The following is a 19,913-nucleotide window of genomic DNA, read 5'->3' as shown; positions in this document are numbered from 1 at the left end:
CGCCATTGGGTGAAAATTAAAGCTATACAGGGAAAACTATGGAACAAACACTTCCTGAAACGGATAACCATGTCATTAACATTGAATCAAATAGATTGCTGTTACGAAATATTTTACCCAAAGATAAGAATTTCATAATTGACCTTTGGACCAATTCAGACGTCACAGAATACATGGGTGGTCATAGAGATAGAAACAAAATGAACAGCGATGTACAGGAAAATATTGATAATCCTTTTCAAGACGAATATGATCTTTGGATTTTGGTAGATAAAGCTACAGGAACTTCAATTGGACATTGCGGATTACTTAAGAAAGATGTAGAGGGAATCGACGAGACTGAAATAATCTATGTCATAGATATCAAATTTTGGGGAAAAGGTTATGCCACAGAAATTGCACATATGCTTATTAATTATGCTTTTAAAGTAAAAAACCTCAATAGCGTTATTGCATTAATAAAACCCCAAAATAAGGCATCGGAAAAAGTAGCTTCCAATATAGGCATGAAATTGGAAAAAGAAATTATCAGACAAGGAAATATACCAATGCTATTGTATAGAAAAGAAAATGATAAAACATAGACTTCAATCGATGGATATACAGTGAATACACAGCAGCCTTGTGGTAAATTAGCTATTTGCACAGTTCTGCAAAAAGTGTGATATACTTTTTCCAATTATTCATACCTGCAAGGTGTCTGATTAACTTCGAATGTTCACGAAATGCGATAGAAAATCGGAGACAAAAGGAAGAATTACATGATAAACATTAGGCATGCAAATATTTCTGAAAAAGAAAAAACATATAGATGGTTATGTTTATCTGATACAGCTAATTTACACATGGGTATGCCGGATTATCCAGAAAGTCCGATACCTGATTGGGTTCAATTTCAAAATGATTTTGAAGATTTTTATTATCTCGAGAGTGGAAGGCAAAAAGGTTCTATGATGATCATCGAAAATGATAAAGAAGAAATTGGATGCTTATGTTATGCCTGCTTTCACTTAAGACCCTATTCTGCAGAACTGGATATTTGGCTGAAGAAAAAGAGGTACTGCGGGAAAGGTTTCGGACCGCAGGCACTACACTTGCTTGTGCAATATTTAGCTGAAAAGCAAAAGGTTAAAAAGTTTATCATTAGACCATCTGAAAAAAACATTAGGGCAATTGCGGCATATGAAAAAGTTGGTTTCATCAGAACCAGGAATAAGGAAAATACAATTCGGAAATATCTAAAGCACACATATTTGGAAAAATATGGTGCAGGTGATTATGGTTTTATAAATACAGCAGTCCTAATAATGGAGAAATAATGTATGCATTTGTTAGCAGAAAACGCTTTATGGGAAACTTTTTCCGAGTTTGTAACTCCTGATGGAAATATAATAAACGCAAGAGGAGAAACAGAGATTATCATTAATAAGAATGATATAGAAAATAAAAGCTGGGTGATGTTAAATAATTCAAGAATTGAGAATTTCTATTCAATAACGAAAATATCAAAGACTAAGTATTCATTTATATCTGAGAATCCAAGTTTAGGCACGCAGAGGGGAACATTTTCAATAGATAGAAATACAATTTTCTCGAGATTTCAAATTGAAAATAGTGATATGAATGGGTTTGAAGTGATTATCCGCAACAACGATGTCTGTAAAGCTTATGGAGCTCTATATAATAACGATGAGCTAATCAATTCCTGGAGCGCAAATATGAATCGGAGGGGAACAGCGCATAATAAAGCATACACGGTACATACACTTTTAAACAGAGGGTAATATGAAACTGGAAGGATTTGGAATCTTCGTCAACGACATGGCATTGATGGTTCGCTTTTATAGAGATGTTTTGGGGTTTGATATCAAAGAAGATGAAAACACAACAAATGTTTTTTTAGAAAAAGATGGGACATTGTTCTTGCTTTATCGCAGAACTGATTTTGAAAGGATGGTACATCACAGTTTTAACTATGTACAAAAATTAAATGGTCATAGTGAGATAGCTTTAAGTGTAGAGAATTTCGAAGCTGTTGATAGAACATATAATGAAGTCCTTAGTAAAGGGGCCGTTTCTGTACTTGAGCCGACAACAGAACCATGGGGACAACGAACCTGTTATATAGCGGATCCTGAAGGGAATTTAGTTGAAATTGGTTCATTTCAGAAGGAGTAAAAGGAGATGGAGTGAAACAATCAATTGTTCATATCGCTTTAGTTGTTAGAGATTATGATGAAGCCATTGATTTCTACACGCAGAAGTTACGGTTTACTTTATTAGAAGATACTTACCAGCCTGAGCAAGATAAACGATGGGTTGTCGTAGCCCCTCCCGGTTCGGAAGGAACTTCCATTCTTTTGGCTAAAGCCTCAAAGGAAGAGCAGGTTCCATTTATCGGAAATCAAGCAGGTGGGAGGGTGTTCCTATTTCTTCGTACTGATGATTTCTGGCGTGATTATGATAGAATGCAAGCAATTGGAATTACGTTTGTGAGGCCACCCAAAGAAGCAGAATATGGAATAGTTGCGGTATTTGAAGATTTATATGGGAATTTATGGGATCTGGTCCAATTTGCAAAGGATCATTTGCTAACAAAAGGGTTATAATGGGAAAATATATGAGCGAGTGGTTTACCATAGATCAAATTGATGAAAAAACTTTTATTATCAGCGAATATCGCCATTGGGAAGAAACGCATTGCTATCTTCTGAATGGGTTGGGAAAGAGTTTACTAATCGATACCGGCCTTGGCATATGTAATATATATGATGAGGTTCTTAAGCTCACTGAAAATCCAATAACTGCTGTAGCAACGCACATTCATTGGGATCATATTGGAGGACATGAATATTTTCCTGATTTTTATGCACATCATGATGAATTGAATTGGCTGAATGGAGAGTTCCCTCTGACAATAAATCAGATTAAAGATATGGTCGTTGATCGTTGTGACCTGCCAAAAGGGTATGATGTAAATGAGTACAAATTTTTTCAGGGAAATCCAACAAGAGTCCTTAACAACAATGATATGATAGATTTTGGCGGCCGCTCCGTTCAAATTTATCATACACCAGGACATTCCCCAGGCCATATGTGTTTCTGGGAAAAAGAACATGGTTATCTTTTCACCGGAGACCTAGTTTACAAGGATACTTTATTTGCTTATTATCCATCCACCGATCCAGAAGCATATCTCAACTCATTGGAAAGGATATCAGCATTGCCAGTGAAGCGTGTGTTTCCGGGGCATCACTCTCTGGACATACAACCAGAGATTCTGACAAGAATGTGTAACGCTTTTCGGCAGTTGAAAAATGATGGCAAATTACATCACGGCAGCGGCACATTCGAGTATGACGATTGGGCAGTATGGCTATAAGTTGATGCCTGAATTTAAACGGGACAGCAGACGGGATCAATTGGGAAATTTTGCGCCCCTGCCGAGCTGAGTGATGCCGTACTCTCCTGTTTATCTTGTATAAAAAACAAAAAATTAAAGGTAGGATACTGCTATGGAGATTCTGAAGTGTGATGAAAGCTTTACGGAGACATTAGTCGCCATAGGAAAAAAAACCTATTTTGATACGTTCAGCTCAATGAATACCGAAGAGACTATGAGGCGTTATTTGGAAGAGGCCTTTGACCCCGATCGAATCAGACAAGAACTTAAAAATCCCATTTCACAATTCTACCTCTTATGCGAAAATCAAGAAACAGTAGCTTATTTTAAAATCAATTTTGCACCTGCCCAAACCGATATAAACGATCCGGAGTCAATAGAACTTGAACGTATTTATGTAATAAAAGGGTTCAAAGGTCGGGGCATAGGGCGCCTTATGATAGAAAAAACAGAGAAAATTGCTCGAAACGCCGGTTGCCGATATATCTGGTTGGGAGTATGGGAAAAAAACAAATCGGCAATAGCCTTTTATGAGCGCAATGGATTTATTAGATTTAATGAACACTTCTTTCGGATGGGTGATGAACTACAAAAGGATTATCTTTTAAAAAAAGATATAAACTGAAGCAGCCTTCTCTATTCAAAGTTAAATACTTTTTTGTAAAATCACATAGGATGAGGAAGTAAATTGAATGATCGCTTAATAAGAAAGATGGAAACTCCAGATATCGATGAAGTAGTAGATATTTGGTATGAAGCATCGATAGTGGCTCATAATTTCATCCCGAAAGATTTCTGGGACGCCAATAGAGCTGTGATGAAAAGCAAGTATATGCCAATGTCAGAAGCATATGTATTCATCGACGGAGAACAAATTCTTGGATTTATTGCATTAATAGACGAATATCTTGCTGCAATTTTTGTAAAACCGGAAAGCCAAGGGAAAGGCATTGGGAGTTCATTACTATCACATATTAAAAACCTTCGGGATCATCTTCAATTGAAGGTATATGATAAAAACAAAAAAAGTATCAATTTCTACAGGAATAAGGGCTTTTCGGTCATATCAGAATCATTCGACAGCGATACGGGAGAACATGAGCTTATTATGGAATGGGTAAAATGAAGATACATTCTTTTCCCAGTTACATAATTTTAGCGTATGATAGATAGATATGGGAAAAAAGATCAGAAATAAAATGATGCGGCTCAATCTTCTGCATATTCTCAATGACGGATTTCTTGCCAGCCTTCCATTATTACTCCCCTTCATACAGAAAGATCTTGGCATTGAATTTAGTAAAATAGGATTGCTCACGGGTTTGCTTAATAGTGCAAGTGTTATTCTTGCCTTGCCGGCAGCTTCAATCGCAATGCGTTTTGGAGGATATAAGGTCCTGTTGATATCTATGATTTTGTATTCCTGCGCATTTATTATCACAGGATTATCTTCAGGATTCATGTTACTAACATGTGGCTTTATTTTAGCCAGTATTGGCTTCGGGCTATTTCATCCCATCAGCTTTGCACTTATTGCAAATAGCAGCGACCAGAACGATATAGGGAATAGGATGGGCAGTTTTACGGCAATGGGTGACATAGGAAGAGTAGGAATAGCTGCATGTGTTACAATCTTCGTCTCAATAGTTGATTGGCGTAATACCGCCTTTATGTATGGCGTTTTGCCCTTAATAATGGCAATCCTGTCACTCATCTTCTTTTATAAAGTAGATTTTTCATCTTCTTTAGTCGAAAAAACAAAAATACGAAAAATACATGGATTGCACAAGAGTAAGGAATTCATTATTGCAATTCTGACTAGTTTTATTGATTCACTTGCAAGCTCATCGTTATTTGTTTTTATACCATTTCTTTTTGTATATAGAGGAGCATCAACTGCAATATTGGGCTCCTTGTCCGGTGCTTTTTTTATAGGAAATATGATGGGGAAAATATTGATTGGGAAGATAACGGATCGAATTGGTTGCAAGAAAGTATTCATTATCTCAGAAATACTAATGTCGCTTTTGCTCATCTCCATCAGTATTGTTAAAGACATAATCATGATTTCGATTGTTTCAATAATGCTTGGAACAGTAACAAAGGGGACGGTGCCTATAATCAATACGTTAATAGCAAAGGCAGTACCTGATCGTAAACTAAATGAGAAAGCTTTCAGTATTGTTTCATTTGTAAGCGGAATTTCAGCCGTTATTGCTCCTTTGCTTTTGGGCTTTTTGGCCCAAAAATATAGTATCATTTTCGTTTTCCATATTAGTGCGCTTTTTGCCTTTATTGCTGTGCTTCCAATACTTATCACTAGCTTATTGTTTAAAAAACACAAATTTATTTCAGCATAAATGGCTCAGAGGCCGAGACTGAAAAGCCCTTTGGGATTTCAGGTAACAAAAAGCATTATGTGTTCAGATTTGAACAAGGAGATATTCAATGAAAAGATGCATTGTTGTAATGGGATAGTCAAAAAAAATAATACAATGGAGATGATGACATATGACTATTCCTAATCCAGCAGAAATTTATCCACGACAAAATGATTTCCATACGGTCTATCTTAAGAACGTAATTACTAGAAAGAATATAAAAGTTGGTGATTATACAATCTATAATGATTTTTATGATGATCCAAAAGGTTTTGAAAAAAACAATGTATTATATCAGTATCCCATAAATAATGATCAACTATTAATCGGGAAATTTTGTTCAATAGCATGTAAAGCAAAATTTCTTATGGCCAGTGGCCATCATACAACAAGATCACTATCTACCTATACCTTCCCAGTATTTTATGAGCAATGGGAGTTGGATATCAATCATATAACAGAAGCCTGGGATAATAAGGGTGATATTATTATCGGGAATGATGTATGGATAGGTTTCGATGCGGTAATTATGTCGGGTGTGAAAATCGGCGATGGTGCAGTTATTGGAACCAGGTCACTAGTTACGAAAGATGTTCCACCTTATACCATAGTCGGAGGAGTGCCTGCAAAAGTGATACGAAAAAGATTCAGTAATGATGTAATTACAAAACTAACAACACTCAAATGGTGGAATTGGCCAGATGAAAAAATCAAAGAACATATTCAGCATATCCAAACAGGAGATATTGATAGAATAGTTGATACTTTATAGCAGTCTTTTTGTCACCTGTGTAAAGCAGCACTTTAATTGTGCTGCTTTACACATAAAACGAAGAAGAGGAAAGACGAATGAATAACGGTGAAAAATCAATTCACGAATTTGATTTCACGTTGATCTGTGAATACTTTTCAAGTCTAAAACGCCAAGGTCCCGGTAGCCCGGAAATAACCGTTAAAGCTTTACGTTTTATTGATAATCTAACAAGTAAATCGAAAATCGCCGATATTGGCTGCGGAACAGGCGGCCAAACAATGGTATTAGCCAAGTATGCACCAGGCCATATTACCGGCATTGATCTATTTCCTGCCTTTATTGATATTTTCAACAGGACCGCCAGAAATCAACACTTTCAGGACAGGGTAAAAGGGATTATTGGTTCTATGGACGATCTTCCCTTCAAAAATGAGGAATTTGATCTAATATGGTCGGAAGGAGCTATCTATAATATAGGGTTTGAACAAGGTATAAATGAATGGTACAAATTTTTAAAACCTGGTGGTCATATTGCCGTTTCAGAGGCATCATGGTTTACCCGAAAGAGGCCTGCTGAAATCGACAGCTTTTGGAAAGATGCTTACCCAGAAATCGATACCATTTCAAATAAAGTCGGGTTAATGGAAAAAGCAGGCTACATCCCCACTGCTACCTTTGTTTTGCCAGAACATTGCTGGATTGATAATTTCTATATTCCGCAAACGGGTATGCAGGAGAGGTTTCTAAAGAAATATGCCGGTAACAGGGCAGCTGAGGAACTTGTAATGAATCAAAGACATGAGGCAGAACTTTATCATACATATAAAAAGTATTATGGCTATGTGTTCTATATTGGTAAAAAGATTTAGGGTGAAGTCTGTGTTGACATGGTAGTAGATCTGCAATAAACTGAATGAGTCATTCATTTCATTGCAGAGGATTCTCTTATGGAAAGAATAAGATTGATACACGATGCCGCGGCAATGCTTTTTATTCGGCAAGGATACTCAAAAACACAGATTAGTCATATTGCTGAAGCAATAGGAACATCTGTGGGGACTATATACCATGATTTCAAAGGCAAAAATGAGATAAAAAACTTCATTCTCAAATGTGCAATTGACGACTCGTTCATGAATAGAAGCCTTGAAAGGCCCATAGCAGAATCGATGTTCCAACATCTTGAAACCGAAATTCTTGAAAGCTTTCATGCAATCTCAGCGCGTTTTGCAAGCCATTTGGAAGATAGGGGTGAACACTACAGCTTTGAAGAATTGATCTCCGATGCATTTGATTTGCTATCAAGCCATGCAACAGGCTGCCTATTCATCGAAAGGAATCAGGCTGATAGCGGCCGGCTCACAGAGTATTACAAGGATTATCGTAAAAGATTCTTTCACACCATGGCAGAGTATCTCTCCATTTTTGTTGAAAGAAACGAAATCAGGCCGCTGCCTCATTTGGAATTGACGGCAACCATGATTATTGAAATCTTGACATGGTGGGCAATGGACAGCAGATACTCTTCTTTTGAGATTATTGAAGTTTCTCCAGAAGCTGCTAAAGAATTATGCATGGACAATATTATCACCGCTTATAAACGGTAGAGGATCAAGAGTATCTATTTATCTTAATCTACAATTGAATGAATCATTCATTTTAACGAGGGTTTTGACATCATGGAACATAAAAATCGTGAATATTATCTGGATTGGTTACGAGTCATTGTAGTTGCTCTTTTAATTCCACATCATGCAGCAATTACCTTCTCTCATCTCGGAGATGCCTATATATATAGCGACCATCAGATACCGTCGCTTTATTATTTTATTCAGTCCAAATTCCTTAATTTATGGTTTATGCGATTACTCTTTCTTGTCTCAGGATTTTCTTCATTCTATGCACTGAAAAAAAGGAATTTCAGAGAATACCTCTTAGAACGGGTAAAGAGACTTATGGTTCCATTATGTTTTGCTATTGCCTTTATTTGCCCCCCGACTGCCTATCTCATGGCAATAAAAACATATCATTTTGAAGGGAATATAATTGACTTTTATCCGGAGTTTTTTGAGGGCTTTGTAAATAGATATCTTGGTTGGGGACATCTGTGGTTTCTGGCCTATCTTTTCGTTTTTTCCTTAATCTTGATGGTACTGCTTAAGATTCTGCAAAACAAAATAGCCTATATAGAAAAAGCAAGCCGTTTTTTATCAGAGCATATTTTCTTTCCTATGATCGTTATTATCTTCCTTGAGGTACTACTCCGTCCTTTCTTTCCCGGACTTCAAAATTTATATTCCGACTGGGCGAATTTTGCGGTTTATTTAACCTTTTTCTTGTTAGGCTATCTCTTTGCTTTTAGAAAAACGAGTACTGAAACAATCCTCAAATATACACGCCTGTTTGGGATTCTCTCTCTTACACTGACCATCGTATTCATCTATCTGAATCACCGGATCATCATCTCAGAATACCATTTTGCAAAATATGAAAAAATGCTTTTAGCCCTTCTACAGGGAAGCGATGAGTATGTATTGGTTCTGTTTTTCATCGGTATGGCAAAGAGATATATAAATAAAAGAAGTCCATTATTATTATACTTATCCCGAACTTCCTTTGCCCTTTACCTGTTCCATTATCTGATTCTCAGCACAGTGATATACGGCTTGCTGAAAACAGGCTTACACCATTACGTCATATTTGTCATTTCAGTCCTTCTTACGTATGCAATTTTCTTTATCCTGTTTGAATTGGTAATAAAAAGAATTGAAATACTGCGGTATGTTTGTGGAATAAAGTCATAATCGCATTTGCGTCATGAAACATTTATGTTGCTCCAATAGATCAAATTCTTTTTCAGAACAAGCGCTTAAAAACCTTCTGGTACAGCTGCTTTCACGGCAAATATCGTCGTTCCGGGCCTGTCAGCGTCCTTACGTACAAATCCAGCCCCGACCATTTATGCCGATTTCTATCCAGGAATTCATAAGAAGATGTATAATAAAAAAACCGAGTGACAATACCATCGAAAAAAGCAATAATGGTCAAAACACGATCCGTATAATTAGCTATATTCCACAGACAAAGGGAATATACATGCACTATATCGCAAAAACAATACTTGCAATAGAATATATTGAGGACCACCTAACCGAAAGGCTCGATTTAAAATCGATTGCCAGCGCAATTCATGTATCCCCATATCACCTTCATCGGACATTCACCCTAACCACAGGAATGACTATTCATGACTACCTTAGGCGTCGTCGATTAAGCGAAGCCGCAAAAATGCTTTGTACCTCGGATAAGTCGATCTTAGAGATTTCTCTTTTATCTGGTTACGAAAGTCAACAAGCCTTCAGCAGAATTTTTACATCACTGTATAAGTATCCCCCAAACACATTCAGGGAAAAGAAGCTCTTTTACCCCCTGCAGCTACGGTTCGATTTTAAAGCGGATTTCGATATGCTTAGCAAAAAAAACGTGAATACTCACTTGGATATTAGGTTTGCACAAGAGGCTGATATTCCGGCATGGATGGACCTGGTACGGCTTGTAATAGATGGATATCCCTTTCTTAATGAAGACGAATACATACAAGTAGTAAAGAAGAATATCGGCAGAAAACAGGCATTGATTGTCAATGATGGGAATATCGTTGTGGGTAACATGCTTCTTTCTTACCAATCGGGAAGTATCGACTTTTTCGGAGTACATCCTCTGTACCGTAGGAGAACAGATCTTACAGAGACTCTTCTCGATAAAGCAATAGATATATTACGAAACGAAAAAAAAGAAATAAGCATTACTACCTATCGAGAAGGGGACAAGGCTGACACAGGGTACAGGAAGACCTTTCAAAAACTCGGTTTTATCGAATCGGAATTCTTGATCGAGTTTGGATATCCTTCTCAAAAATTCATATTTCATAAAAACACTTGAGGGAAAACATGCAGACACAAGAAGCCTGTGGAAAGGATACCTACAATCCCCTATCGCGAAACCATACGGTCGGTTCTCTTCTCAAATTCTCTTTTCCGACTTTATGCATGATGGTTTTCTCCGGGCTCTACACCATAGTTGATACAATATTCGTATCACGCCTTGTGAACACCGATGCCCTTTCTTCCATCAATATCGTAACTCCGATGATTAATATCATCGTCGGTTTAGGGGCCATGTTTGCAACGGGTGGTAGTGCAATTGTGGCTCGCAAACAGGGAGAAGGAAGGGATACTGAAGCAAGGAAAGATTTTACACTGATTATCCTGACAGTTCTGGCTATTGGTGTGATTATCACCCTTATTGGACTATTGTTTCTTGAACCGATTATATATGCTCTCGGGGCCAATAATGTGCTCCTGCCCTATGCCAAAGAATATCTCTTGCTACTATTTGTCTTTGCACCAGCCAACATGCTGCAGGTTCTTTTCTCAATCTTTCTTATTACAGCCGGAAATCCCAGGCTCGGCTTTATCTTAACGCTGTCGGCTGGGCTTACAAATGCATGCTTTGATTTCATTTTCATGGGCCCGCTGCACATGGGAATACGCGGTGCTGCATTAGCGACAAGTATGGGCTACCTCATCCAAACAACAGGCGGAGTGATTTTCTTCCTGCACAATAAAGGAAAGGCGCTTCATTTTGTTACACCACATATCGCTATACCGGTAATCACCGAAAGTCTTTCCAATGGACTATCAGAAATGGTGGGGCATCTCTCTTCGGCCGTAACGACGTTTTTGTTCAACAAAACAATGATGAAGCTTATAGGCGTGGACGGGGTTGCCGCCATAACCATCATTATCTACTCTCAATTTTTACTTTCTACCCTCTATATCGGATTCTCTATGGGAGTTGCTCCTATTTTCAGTTACAATTACGGAAGTCAGAATCATGTACAAATGAAACGGATATTTAAAATCTGTGTTTCTTTTATACTTTCCGTATCCGTGCTTGTTTTCTTTATCGCCGAGGCTGGAGGGCCATATCTGGCTGGAATTTTCGCATCGAAAGGTTCCGGGGTCTATTCGATCACCAAAGCCGGCTTTCTGATTGTCTCTTTTTCCTTTCTCTTCAGTGGCGTGAACATCTTTTCTTCTGCTCTTTTTACAGCCCTCTCCAATGGAAAATTATCTGCGATCATTTCATTCCTAAGAAGTCTGGTCCTCCTTTCCATCGGAATTTTGCTATTGCCCCTCTTCCTCGAAACAGAAGGACTTTGGCTTGCAATTCCCTCCGCGGAAGGTATCACGTTTTTGGTTTCAATACTGTTTATATGGAAAAAGAAAGAGACATACCATTACATATAGTAAGGCTCCCGCTCCCCAGAACTTCATGATTCCTCTTGGAATCTTTCAACTTCATAGCCGACATGTGTAACACCGAAGCTATTTGGCTTTTTTCTTTATCGACATTCCGGATAGTTTTCTAATTCATTTCTTTTTAGATAATCGTAACCAGAAGGTGACTAAAGACATCTTACCTTCTATCTTTTGTACCGTTATTATAAGCTCCGTTCAACAAATTGAATTCTCATACCATTGGGATCTAACGCAATGATAAATCTTGTTTTCGGATTGGGCTGAACTGGACCTTCAACGATTTCTATGCTCTCTTCCCTAAGAATCTGTATAGTATCATCAAGAGAGCGCACTTCAAATCCTATTGAAATGTCTTTACCGTATTCTTTTTTTCCTTCTTTAGAATCACAGATTAACTCTATCTTTGTCTCCTGAGAACCTAAAAACACTATCTCGTAGGATTCATTAGGTTTAAGCCGTGAATCAACCTCAAGGCCTACAATCCTAGTATAGAAGTCAAAAGACTCTTCCATATTGTTGACATGAAGTGTTGTCCAACAAAATTTCATACGTTTCTCCGTTAACTAAGATACTCTATGGACTTTAGCATTTATCATTATGTACTGACAAGCATTCTGAAGTGATGGACATCTCGATGAAGGGTTAGAGGCCACCTTCAGTTCTTCGGCGCGGAATCTTTCCTGCGAATAGTGACCTGCTACCTGATTGAATGCACCGAAGACTGGACAACAGGCAAATCCTATATTAAAAAGGAAGATATGACGAGTTCGACCTCTACGGAAAGAAGGGTTGCCATAAAATGATCCGCCCTGCCACAATCGAGGATACAAAGCCGATTGCCCACATCATTATAAAAGCATGGGAACAAGCATATACGGGTATTATTGATCCCGACTACCCCAAACGTATGAAAGAGAGCACCTTCATCGATATCATCGGCCCCAATATACTCCAAGAACGGGAAACCATATTTCTTTACGAAGACCATGCTCAAATCAGGGGGTTTATTTCTGGTAAACGCCAAGAGGGCACATATGATTGTCAAGTAATCGGCTTTTATATTCTGCCAGAGTATCAAGGCAAAGGGATCGGAACGGCTTTGCTCAGCCACATGAAACACCATTTTAAGGCCAAAGGTTGTAAAACCATGATTATTTGGACCCTACTTCATGCAAAAAACAATAGCTTCTACAAAAACCAAGGAGGCATAACCTCAGAAAATGCACAACTGGAAATTGGCAGCCGAAGATATCCAGGTGTCGGATTCTCTTATATACTCTGAGCCCATTTGCACAAGGAGAGGCTTTCATCTTGAGGCATACAACATGAAAAAGAGTATAAAAAGTGAACACAGGAAGAAGAAGAAAAAGGAGAGAAAACATATGAAACATACGGGATCTTGTCTTTGTGGTGAAATCACCTTTGAAATAAATGGAGATTTTGAAAATTTCTTTTTATGTCATTGTAGTCGTTGCCGTAAAGATACCGGCTCTGCCCATGCGGCAAATTTATTTTCTTCCACGGCTAAGTTGAGATGGCTATCGGGTGAAGATAAGGTAAGAACATATCAATTTAAATCAACCGGGCATATCAAAAGCTTCTGCCCCAACTGTGGATCCGCACTTCCAAATATTCAACAGGATGGAAAACTCTTAGTTGTTCCCGCAGGTTCTCTTGACAGTGAAGTCACTATCAGGCCCGAAGGCCATATCTTCATGGGAAGCAGGGCCAAGTGGGACAACGACTTGGAAAAAGTGCCCCGCTTTGACAAACTGCCATAGACGCTGTAAAACAACAAGGCGGGGAAGGAAGCCTTCTCCGCCTTGTATTATGTCGCGAGCGAATTGTACGAAGCGAATAGATAACCTACTCCACGTTTCGATGCCGTTTCTCCATTTCCTCAGAACTTACCTTACATCGTTTCTCCAAATCGAGAATCATCACATCAAAAAGCATGAAAAGGTGCTGCTCGAACAAGCTTCCCATAGGCTGAATGGACGAAACCACCTTATCGGTTCCATTGAACACCATTGCCGGTACAAAAAGTACCTGGTCGGCCAAAGCAGAGGCGGCTTTCCCGGAAGGTGATCCAGTTACGACCAAAACCTTACACCGGCTTTTTTTTGCTTGTTCAATAACATAATTAATATGACCGATGCGGGAACTTCCGTTGACGGCAATCAAAAGATCGTCTTCCTGCAGGCCCGGGGTGGTATCATCCCAGATCCAGTGAACCGTTTTCCCCACATGCATTAGACGCATGGCGAAGGAACGAGCGGCAAGGCCCTCGCGTCCTACACCGATGACAAAAATACGCTCATAGGATGCAATCAAAGCAACAGCAGCATCATATTGCTGCATATCCTGAGCAGCAAAAACCGCTTTATGCTCCTGCAAAATCGTTTCGGACAACTCTTTATACATATCCATAATTCTTTCCTCCACACTCCTTCAACAATCCTTTCGCCTTTTTGCGATACCCACTTTTTCAGAAATTCTTCTGGACACCCGCCTTATGCGATCAGATTCCCTCGTCAGGCCCATAACCACAACCAGCATCAGGCCCCAAATCATCTTCGTTGCATAGGGAGACAACTGCATAATGGTAAAAGAAGAAGAAAGCATCTGCATCAGGATTACCGCTATGACGATACCAATAGACCTTCCCCTGCCCCCCAGCGGATTAATACCGCCGATGACGCAAACGATCAGAGACTGTAAGAGATAGGCATCACCGTATCCGACTTTCGCGGAATTTACCCGGCTGATGATTGTCAGACCCGACAGACCGGCTAATACTCCAATTATGGTAAACACAATGAAGATGATCCGATCATTGTGAATTCCCGAAAACAAAGAAGCAACAGGACTCTCTCCACAAAGATAGATCTTTCGACCGAGTCTTGACCGTTCCAAGAAAAACCCTATGAGGAAAGCGACGATAATAAACATGATAAAGATGATGGGAACACCAGCCATGGATGCAATGCCGATTCTGGTAAAGGCTTCAGGAAATCCGACAATGCTCTTCCCGCCGGTAATCGCCATACCGATCCCCGCATAGAGCGTCATGGTCCCCAAGGTCGCAATTAGCGAGGGAGCCCCGAAACGGGTGATCAATAATCCGTTGAAACTGCCCAAAGCAGCGGAAACAAGAATAGCTCCGATGATTGCCACAGGGATCTTCATGCCCTCCGGAATAAACGGAAGCCACTGTCCTGTCAAAATATGCGCGGCCAAAATCCCCGAAAGGTTTGCATTTGCAATGATGGAAAGGTCGATACCGCCCAGCAGAAACGCCAACATCATCCCTAAGGTGACAAAACCAAATTCCGGCATCTGAAATGCCATGGAGGAAAGGTTTCGCCCCGAATACATGGCCCTGCCAAACACAATGGCAAAGACTACCAGTAATAAAATGGCCACATAGGACAGGGAGGTAGGATTTTTCTCAAAGGTCTTTTTTTCACATTTCATACCACACCTCCTTATATACTCACATTGAAAATCAGGTGTTTTTGGTTCTTTTTCTTTTCCTGATAGGAAGTAACTGCAACGGAAATAATCAGAATGGCACCCACAAACAATTGATTCCACGAAGATGTGAGGCCAAGGAAAATCAATGTTGAATTCAGGAGGTAGATAATAAAAATTCCCAAAAGGGCGCCTAAGATTCGTCCCTTTCCTCCGCTAATGCTGACACCGCCGATAATGACTCCCGCGACAACCATCAACTCATTTCCAACCATCTTGTCGGGATATACTGCATTCACCTGGCATACATAGATCATACCCGCACAACCGGCAAGAAAGCCCATATATCCATAGGCGACAATTCGCAAGAGGAGGGGCTTGTATCCAATTCGTTTAGTGGCTTCTTCAGAGTTTCCTAAGGCAACAATTCCCCGTCCCACTGTCGTGCGGTAGATTAAAAAGTAGGTAAGCAACACCGCTCCGAGCACAAAAAGGATACTGGTGCTTAGCCCCACATCGCCAATATCCGTATGAACCTTAAATAGGGTTGAAGATCCGAAATTGGAATAGCTCGGCGGTAATCTTCCTCCGCCATAGGTTTTCGCGCCGATAAAGGTCGCCATAACGCCGTGGAAAAGATTCGACGTCCCAAGGGTGATAATGAATGGAGGAAGCCGTAACCAGCTAACCAGTAAGGCGTTGATAATCCCCAAGCCGATGCCAACTCCCATGGAAATTGCAAAGGCAAGTAGAATACTGGAAGAACCCGTCGATACCAGGATCTTTGTCGCTGTATAGCTACCGAACAAGGCCATTGCCATAAAGGAAATATCAATGCCTCCACTCAGCATAACGACAAGTAGTCCCATTGCCAGCACCATGACGTAGGACGAGGAGCGAATGATATCGAACTGTGTATCAATATTGAAGAATCCGCTATTCACCACTCCAACTACAATGGAATAGATGAGGATGATAGCAAAGAGGGCCATTTCCGTATTGGTAATACCATTATGCCTTTTCAGCATGTTGCTTCCTCCTTGCACCGAGGCTGATCAGTTCCTGTAATTTCTTTTCGATTCCTGCTTCATGTAGTTCGGCGGCACCTAAGGTCTTCGAAACCTTACCATTCGAGAAGACCACCACCTTGTTGCAGTTGGTGAGAATCTCTTCCACTTCATCAGAAATCAAGATGATACCGATACCGGATCGGGCGAGATCCTGAATGACATGATAGATTTCGGCCTTAGAGCCGATATCTATCCCTACGGTCGGAGAGTCCATGATGAGTATAGTGGGATTGGTACGAATCCATTTGGCAATTGCAGCCTTTTGCTGATTTCCTCCGGACAGGTTTTCAATCAGTGTTGCGATCGACGGTGTCTTGATGTTCATCGATTTGACGCCCTCTTCGGCTATGCTGCGTTCCTTGCGCCAATCAAAAAAGCCTCTTTTCTCGGCCAAGCTATCTATCATGGCCGAAGAAATATTCTCACAAACCGTCTTCTGTAAGAATAAGCCTTGCGTGCTTCTATCTTCCGGTAATAATGCAATGCCATATTCCTTGGCAACCTGGGCATTTGCAATCGTACATTCCCTTCCATTTAGGGTGATGGTTCCACTTTTGGCAGGATTTAATCCAAATAGGGATAATGCAAATTCCGACCTGCCGGAACCAAGCAGACCTACAACGCCTACAATGTCGCCCTTGTTTACTTCTAAGGATATATTGGACAGTTTATTTGCTTTTAGGTTCCGAACCTGCAACAGTGTCTGCCGCTTCGTCTCGGAATTTTGATATTTCGGATACACAACATCTTTGCCGGTCATATAAAATGACAATTTCTTGGCAGTCATCTCCCCGGCAGGGAAATCACCTACTTTGTTGCCATCCCGAAAAACGGTAATGATATCGGATACCTGCAGAATTTCGTCTAATTTGTGGCTGATAAAGATAACGGAAAGCCCCGAACGTTTCAGATCAACGACAATATCCAGAAGGCGTTCGACCTCTTGTCGTGTCAAAGCGGTTGTCGGTTCATCCATAAAGAGGATTTTTGCATCCATGGCCAAGGCACGGCAAATAGCGGCAATCTGCCTGTTTCCCATGGAAGATTCACGGACCGTCGCATGCAAATCCAGGTCGACACCAATCTTGGAAATTTGCTTTTCCGCTATCGCCATGATATGACTTTGCCGCACAAATTTTTCATCACGGTGTATTTTGCTTATTGCAATATTCTCAGCAAGCGACATGTGCTCAAACAACGACAAATCCTGATAGATCACATGAACACCTTGGCTCATGGCCATGCTGGGATTGAGCTTCTCATATGTCGTTCCATGCAAAGAAATTGTTCCGTTAGTCGGCGTATATACTCCGGAAGCAATCTTTACCAATGTGGATTTTCCCGAACCGTTCTCCCCCGCAAGACAATGGACGCTTCCCCTATCCAAACGAAAATCAATATTTTTCAGAGCATGAACACCGGTAAAATACTTGTTTATCTTTTTGAATTCCAGCAAAGGCTCTTCATTCATAACATTCCGACCTTTCTCATACGAAAAGGCCAGTTGCAGAGCCCAAGGTATTGCAACTGGCCTCGACAGCAATGATTAGAAATTATAGTTGTCGACATTCTCGGGGGTAAATTCCAATGGAGCAAATCCATAGGCAATATTTCCTTCCCGAGTCACATTCTCATAGCCGGTAGCATGTAAATCGGTACCGGTCTCGATTGTCTCCTGATTAATGAGCATGAGGGCCGCAGCTGCCGTTGCATATCCGGCATCGGCAGGGCGCCAGGCAAATCCCGTACTCATACTACCATCTTTTATATAATTTGAAGACATAGACGGGACGGCAAGGGACACGACCTTAAGATCGGTTCGGCCCTTGTCCTTCAGCGCCTGAGAGATTCCAACACCATGAGCGGAACAATCAAAGAAGCCCTTGATGTTCGGATATGCCTTCAGGATTTCAACGGTCTTGCTATAGGCCGTGTCGATGCTGTTGCTATCCTCATAGGGTTCCTTGGAGATATTCTGCATACCGGGGTAGTCACTTGCAATTTTCTGCGTTGCCGCAGCATACCATTCCATGTGGGTGGTCATCGTCAGTCCACCGACAAAGCCGGCATACTGCCCCTTGCCTCCCAACGCCTTACCAAGGGCTTCACCAAACAAGGCACCGAACTCTTCACCCTTGAAGGCCTCAATATCAAGGTCGACATATTCTGCAATATCCGGAGCCTCGTGTGTCACTACGATGATTCCCGCGTCGCGAGCCTTCTTTATGGTGGGAATCAGGGACTTGGGATCATTCGGAACGATGCAGATAGCATCCACATTCTGGGCAATCAGATTCTCCATAATGGATATCTGTAAAGAGGGATCACCGGAGGCAGGAACCTGTACATACACATTCATGCCGGTATCTTTTTTCAGCTGTTCGATACCCAAAGCCATGTCGTCGAACCACGGATCACTCTGCTTAACAATCATTACAACTGTCTTCGTGGTACCGTCCCCGGCAGCACCAGCCGCCTCACCCGAGCCCTGAGCAAATACATTGCCCACAGCAAGAGCAACCAAGAAGCACATACAAAGAATCTTTTTCACAACACTTCTCCTTTGGTTTTCAAAACCATATCATTTGTTATGATTTTTACGTTATTTTGTTAATAAATTTTCTTATACATCCATATTTATCCCCAAAAAATGGATTTGTCAAGAAAGAAAAGCAGAGGAACATGGATAATCATGTAATTATTGTCACAAAACTATTTATAAGGAATCACACGAGGATAAGATTAACATCAAGATCTTCGAGGTATTTTCTATATGCATCCGGAATACCGGTATCGGTAATGATAATGTCGAAGGCTTCGGGCTCGGCAAAATAATATGGCCTGACAAAATCGAACTTACTGGAATCGATCATGAGGATCTTCTCCTGACTCGACTCCAATGCCGTTTGCTTAATAATGGGTTCCCCTTCATTCGAACAGGTAATTCCCAGCTGACTGCTAAATCCCGTTGCACCGATAAACGCTTTATTAGCACGGAACTGCCTGATTTGCTGTATCCCTTCGGGAGAATCAAACAACATGGTGTTCTCATGATAATGTCCACCGGCAAGGACCTTCTTGCACTGCTTCTTTTCGAGAATCGAAAACAGAACATTAAGGGTATAGCAAAGTACGGTAAGCTCGATATTGTCGGGAAGAAACTTCGCAAGAAACTCCGTTGTGGTTCCTGAATCTATGATGATGGAATCATGGGGGCAGACCAACTCCGCCGCCTTTCTCCCAATTTGTATCTTGGCATTTCGATTAAGACACGACTCTGATAAAAGTGAGTAAGATGAGTTTCTATCGACGGTACTTGCATCGTTGATGATTGCACCGCCGGGAACCTGCTTGATAATCCGATTTTCCTGAAGCTTTTCAAGATCTCGCCGGATCGTCATTGAAGAAACACGAAGACGGGCAGCAAGTTCCTGAATACTGAGGAATTGCCCATCCTTTAAAAGAGATACTATCTCAACGGCTCTCTGATTCTGTTTTCCCATTCTT

General features: G+C 40.6%; 24 protein-coding genes and 1 pseudogene. 18 read left to right on the top strand and 7 right to left on the bottom strand.

Annotated features, from left to right (window positions below; all coding sequences use genetic code 11):
• The first annotated feature begins 38 nt into the window (after window positions 1-38).
• From F459_RS0117470 to F459_RS0117400, 15 genes are all read left to right on the top strand, one after another.
• Window positions 39-584 carry a GNAT family N-acetyltransferase gene (locus F459_RS0117470; protein ID WP_020614006.1) on the top strand — a complete coding sequence of 182 codons (546 nt, stop codon included), beginning with the start codon at window positions 39-41 and terminating at the stop codon, window positions 582-584.
• Window positions 585-761: 177 nt separating this feature from the next.
• Window positions 762-1,319 (top strand): GNAT family N-acetyltransferase, encoded by a 558-nt coding sequence (locus F459_RS0117465; RefSeq protein WP_020614005.1) that lies wholly within the window; start codon window positions 762-764, stop codon window positions 1,317-1,319.
• 3 nt (window positions 1,320-1,322) lie between these two features.
• Window positions 1,323-1,784 (top strand): hypothetical protein, encoded by a 462-nt coding sequence (locus F459_RS0117460; RefSeq protein ID WP_020614004.1) that lies wholly within the window; start codon window positions 1,323-1,325, stop codon window positions 1,782-1,784.
• 1 nt (window position 1,785) lies between these two features.
• Complete coding sequence (locus F459_RS0117455) at window positions 1,786-2,178, top strand: VOC family protein (protein WP_020614003.1); 393 nt, start codon at window positions 1,786-1,788, stop codon at window positions 2,176-2,178.
• Window positions 2,179-2,189: 11 nt separating this feature from the next.
• The gene (locus F459_RS0117450) at window positions 2,190-2,609 is read left to right on the top strand and encodes a VOC family protein (RefSeq protein ID WP_020614002.1); all 420 of its coding nucleotides are present in this window, start codon (window positions 2,190-2,192) and stop codon (window positions 2,607-2,609) included.
• Between the two features lie 11 nt (window positions 2,610-2,620).
• Window positions 2,621-3,382, top strand: coding sequence for an MBL fold metallo-hydrolase (locus F459_RS0117445; protein ID WP_026295088.1), 762 nt, complete (start codon window positions 2,621-2,623; stop codon window positions 3,380-3,382).
• A gap of 133 nt (window positions 3,383-3,515) precedes the next feature.
• Window positions 3,516-4,028 carry a GNAT family N-acetyltransferase gene (locus tag F459_RS0117440; RefSeq protein WP_020614000.1) on the top strand — a complete coding sequence of 171 codons (513 nt, stop codon included), beginning with the start codon at window positions 3,516-3,518 and terminating at the stop codon, window positions 4,026-4,028.
• Between the two features lie 63 nt (window positions 4,029-4,091).
• Complete coding sequence (locus F459_RS0117435; protein ID WP_154651726.1) at window positions 4,092-4,529, top strand: N-acetyltransferase; 438 nt, start codon at window positions 4,092-4,094, stop codon at window positions 4,527-4,529.
• Between the two features lie 49 nt (window positions 4,530-4,578).
• Window positions 4,579-5,763, top strand: a complete 1,185-nt coding sequence (locus F459_RS0117430; RefSeq protein ID WP_020613998.1) for an MFS transporter — start codon at window positions 4,579-4,581, stop codon at window positions 5,761-5,763.
• A gap of 151 nt (window positions 5,764-5,914) precedes the next feature.
• Window positions 5,915-6,556, top strand: coding sequence for a CatB-related O-acetyltransferase (locus F459_RS0117425; protein ID WP_020613997.1), 642 nt, complete (start codon window positions 5,915-5,917; stop codon window positions 6,554-6,556).
• Window positions 6,557-6,633: 77 nt separating this feature from the next.
• Window positions 6,634-7,407 (top strand): class I SAM-dependent methyltransferase, encoded by a 774-nt coding sequence (locus F459_RS0117420; RefSeq protein WP_020613996.1) that lies wholly within the window; start codon window positions 6,634-6,636, stop codon window positions 7,405-7,407.
• A 78-nt stretch (window positions 7,408-7,485) separates the two neighbouring features.
• The gene (locus tag F459_RS0117415; protein ID WP_020613995.1) at window positions 7,486-8,145 is read left to right on the top strand and encodes a TetR/AcrR family transcriptional regulator; all 660 of its coding nucleotides are present in this window, start codon (window positions 7,486-7,488) and stop codon (window positions 8,143-8,145) included.
• A 72-nt stretch (window positions 8,146-8,217) separates the two neighbouring features.
• Entirely contained in the window at window positions 8,218-9,342 is a 1,125-nt protein-coding gene (locus tag F459_RS0117410; protein WP_020613994.1) for an acyltransferase family protein, read from the top strand.
• Window positions 9,343-9,499: 157 nt separating this feature from the next.
• Complete coding sequence (locus F459_RS0117405) at window positions 9,500-10,480, top strand: helix-turn-helix domain-containing protein (RefSeq protein ID WP_245540218.1); 981 nt, start codon at window positions 9,500-9,502, stop codon at window positions 10,478-10,480.
• An 8-nt stretch (window positions 10,481-10,488) separates the two neighbouring features.
• Window positions 10,489-11,850, top strand: coding sequence for an MATE family efflux transporter (locus tag F459_RS0117400; protein WP_020613992.1), 1,362 nt, complete (start codon window positions 10,489-10,491; stop codon window positions 11,848-11,850).
• A 194-nt stretch (window positions 11,851-12,044) separates the two neighbouring features.
• Here the strand turns inward: F459_RS0117400 and F459_RS0117395 are convergent, their stop codons facing one another.
• Window positions 12,045-12,410, bottom strand: coding sequence for a VOC family protein (locus F459_RS0117395; RefSeq protein WP_020613991.1), 366 nt, complete (start codon window positions 12,408-12,410; stop codon window positions 12,045-12,047).
• A gap of 123 nt (window positions 12,411-12,533) precedes the next feature.
• Between F459_RS0117395 and F459_RS24760 the strand changes: the two are divergent.
• From F459_RS24760 to F459_RS0117385, 3 genes and pseudogenes are all read left to right on the top strand, one after another.
• A pseudogene (locus F459_RS24760) lies at window positions 12,534-12,665 on the top strand (IS256 family transposase); the annotation flags it as partial.
• A complete protein-coding gene (locus F459_RS0117390; RefSeq protein WP_020613990.1) occupies window positions 12,662-13,144 on the top strand; it encodes a GNAT family N-acetyltransferase in 483 nt (160 codons plus the stop codon). The pseudogene F459_RS24760 and the gene F459_RS0117390, both read left to right, overlap by 4 nt.
• Window positions 13,145-13,187: 43 nt before the next feature.
• Window positions 13,188-13,643: a GFA family protein gene (locus F459_RS0117385; RefSeq protein ID WP_020613989.1), complete on the top strand. Its 456-nt coding sequence runs from the start codon at window positions 13,188-13,190 to the stop codon at window positions 13,641-13,643.
• An 85-nt stretch (window positions 13,644-13,728) separates the two neighbouring features.
• On the opposite strand, the gene F459_RS0117380 is transcribed toward F459_RS0117385, so the two are convergent.
• The 6 genes from F459_RS0117380 to F459_RS0117355 all read right to left on the bottom strand — a co-directional run bounded on the left by F459_RS0117380 (window position 13,729) and on the right by F459_RS0117355 (window position 19,909).
• A complete protein-coding gene (locus F459_RS0117380) occupies window positions 13,729-14,292 on the bottom strand; it encodes an SIS domain-containing protein (RefSeq protein WP_026295085.1) in 564 nt (187 codons plus the stop codon).
• 21 nt (window positions 14,293-14,313) lie between these two features.
• The gene (locus F459_RS0117375) at window positions 14,314-15,339 is read right to left on the bottom strand and encodes an ABC transporter permease (protein ID WP_020613987.1); all 1,026 of its coding nucleotides are present in this window, start codon (window positions 15,337-15,339) and stop codon (window positions 14,314-14,316) included.
• A gap of 11 nt (window positions 15,340-15,350) precedes the next feature.
• Entirely contained in the window at window positions 15,351-16,364 is a 1,014-nt protein-coding gene (locus F459_RS0117370; protein WP_020613986.1) for an ABC transporter permease, read from the bottom strand.
• The gene (locus F459_RS0117365) at window positions 16,348-17,877 is read right to left on the bottom strand and encodes a sugar ABC transporter ATP-binding protein (RefSeq protein ID WP_020613985.1); all 1,530 of its coding nucleotides are present in this window, start codon (window positions 17,875-17,877) and stop codon (window positions 16,348-16,350) included. Before F459_RS0117365 ends, F459_RS0117370 begins: the two co-directional genes overlap by 17 nt.
• A gap of 75 nt (window positions 17,878-17,952) precedes the next feature.
• Window positions 17,953-18,957 (bottom strand): autoinducer 2 ABC transporter substrate-binding protein, encoded by a 1,005-nt coding sequence (locus tag F459_RS0117360; protein WP_020613984.1) that lies wholly within the window; start codon window positions 18,955-18,957, stop codon window positions 17,953-17,955.
• Window positions 18,958-19,132: 175 nt separating this feature from the next.
• The gene (locus F459_RS0117355) at window positions 19,133-19,909 is read right to left on the bottom strand and encodes a DeoR/GlpR family DNA-binding transcription regulator (RefSeq protein ID WP_020613983.1); all 777 of its coding nucleotides are present in this window, start codon (window positions 19,907-19,909) and stop codon (window positions 19,133-19,135) included.
• Window positions 19,910-19,913 lie beyond the last annotated feature (4 nt).

Source organism: Sediminispirochaeta bajacaliforniensis DSM 16054, assembly GCF_000378205.1.
Taxonomy (GTDB): domain Bacteria; phylum Spirochaetota; class Spirochaetia; order DSM-16054; family Sediminispirochaetaceae; genus Sediminispirochaeta; species Sediminispirochaeta bajacaliforniensis.
Note: the sequence above shows the minus strand (reverse complement) of the source record. Positions and strands in the feature narration are given on the sequence as shown.

Coding starts and splice junctions, on each gene's coding strand:
- F459_RS0117470 (WP_020614006.1), top strand. CDS start 39: ATGGAACAAACACTTCCTGAAACGGATAACCATGTCATTAACATTGAA.
- F459_RS0117465 (WP_020614005.1), top strand. CDS start 762: ATGATAAACATTAGGCATGCAAATATTTCTGAAAAAGAAAAAACATAT.
- F459_RS0117460 (WP_020614004.1), top strand. CDS start 1,323: ATGCATTTGTTAGCAGAAAACGCTTTATGGGAAACTTTTTCCGAGTTT.
- F459_RS0117455 (WP_020614003.1), top strand. CDS start 1,786: ATGAAACTGGAAGGATTTGGAATCTTCGTCAACGACATGGCATTGATG.
- F459_RS0117445 (WP_026295088.1), top strand. CDS start 2,621: ATGAGCGAGTGGTTTACCATAGATCAAATTGATGAAAAAACTTTTATT.
- F459_RS0117440 (WP_020614000.1), top strand. CDS start 3,516: ATGGAGATTCTGAAGTGTGATGAAAGCTTTACGGAGACATTAGTCGCC.
- F459_RS0117430 (WP_020613998.1), top strand. CDS start 4,579: ATGGGAAAAAAGATCAGAAATAAAATGATGCGGCTCAATCTTCTGCAT.
- F459_RS0117425 (WP_020613997.1), top strand. CDS start 5,915: ATGACTATTCCTAATCCAGCAGAAATTTATCCACGACAAAATGATTTC.
- F459_RS0117420 (WP_020613996.1), top strand. CDS start 6,634: ATGAATAACGGTGAAAAATCAATTCACGAATTTGATTTCACGTTGATC.
- F459_RS0117415 (WP_020613995.1), top strand. CDS start 7,486: ATGGAAAGAATAAGATTGATACACGATGCCGCGGCAATGCTTTTTATT.
- F459_RS0117410 (WP_020613994.1), top strand. CDS start 8,218: ATGGAACATAAAAATCGTGAATATTATCTGGATTGGTTACGAGTCATT.
- F459_RS0117405 (WP_245540218.1), top strand. CDS start 9,500: ATGCCGATTTCTATCCAGGAATTCATAAGAAGATGTATAATAAAAAAA.
- F459_RS0117400 (WP_020613992.1), top strand. CDS start 10,489: ATGCAGACACAAGAAGCCTGTGGAAAGGATACCTACAATCCCCTATCG.
- F459_RS0117395 (WP_020613991.1), bottom strand. CDS start 12,410: ATGAAATTTTGTTGGACAACACTTCATGTCAACAATATGGAAGAGTCT.
- F459_RS0117390 (WP_020613990.1), top strand. CDS start 12,662: ATGATCCGCCCTGCCACAATCGAGGATACAAAGCCGATTGCCCACATC.
- F459_RS0117385 (WP_020613989.1), top strand. CDS start 13,188: ATGAAAAAGAGTATAAAAAGTGAACACAGGAAGAAGAAGAAAAAGGAG.
- F459_RS0117380 (WP_026295085.1), bottom strand. CDS start 14,292: ATGGATATGTATAAAGAGTTGTCCGAAACGATTTTGCAGGAGCATAAA.
- F459_RS0117375 (WP_020613987.1), bottom strand. CDS start 15,339: ATGAAATGTGAAAAAAAGACCTTTGAGAAAAATCCTACCTCCCTGTCC.
- F459_RS0117370 (WP_020613986.1), bottom strand. CDS start 16,364: ATGCTGAAAAGGCATAATGGTATTACCAATACGGAAATGGCCCTCTTT.
- F459_RS0117365 (WP_020613985.1), bottom strand. CDS start 17,877: ATGAATGAAGAGCCTTTGCTGGAATTCAAAAAGATAAACAAGTATTTT.
- F459_RS0117355 (WP_020613983.1), bottom strand. CDS start 19,909: ATGGGAAAACAGAATCAGAGAGCCGTTGAGATAGTATCTCTTTTAAAG.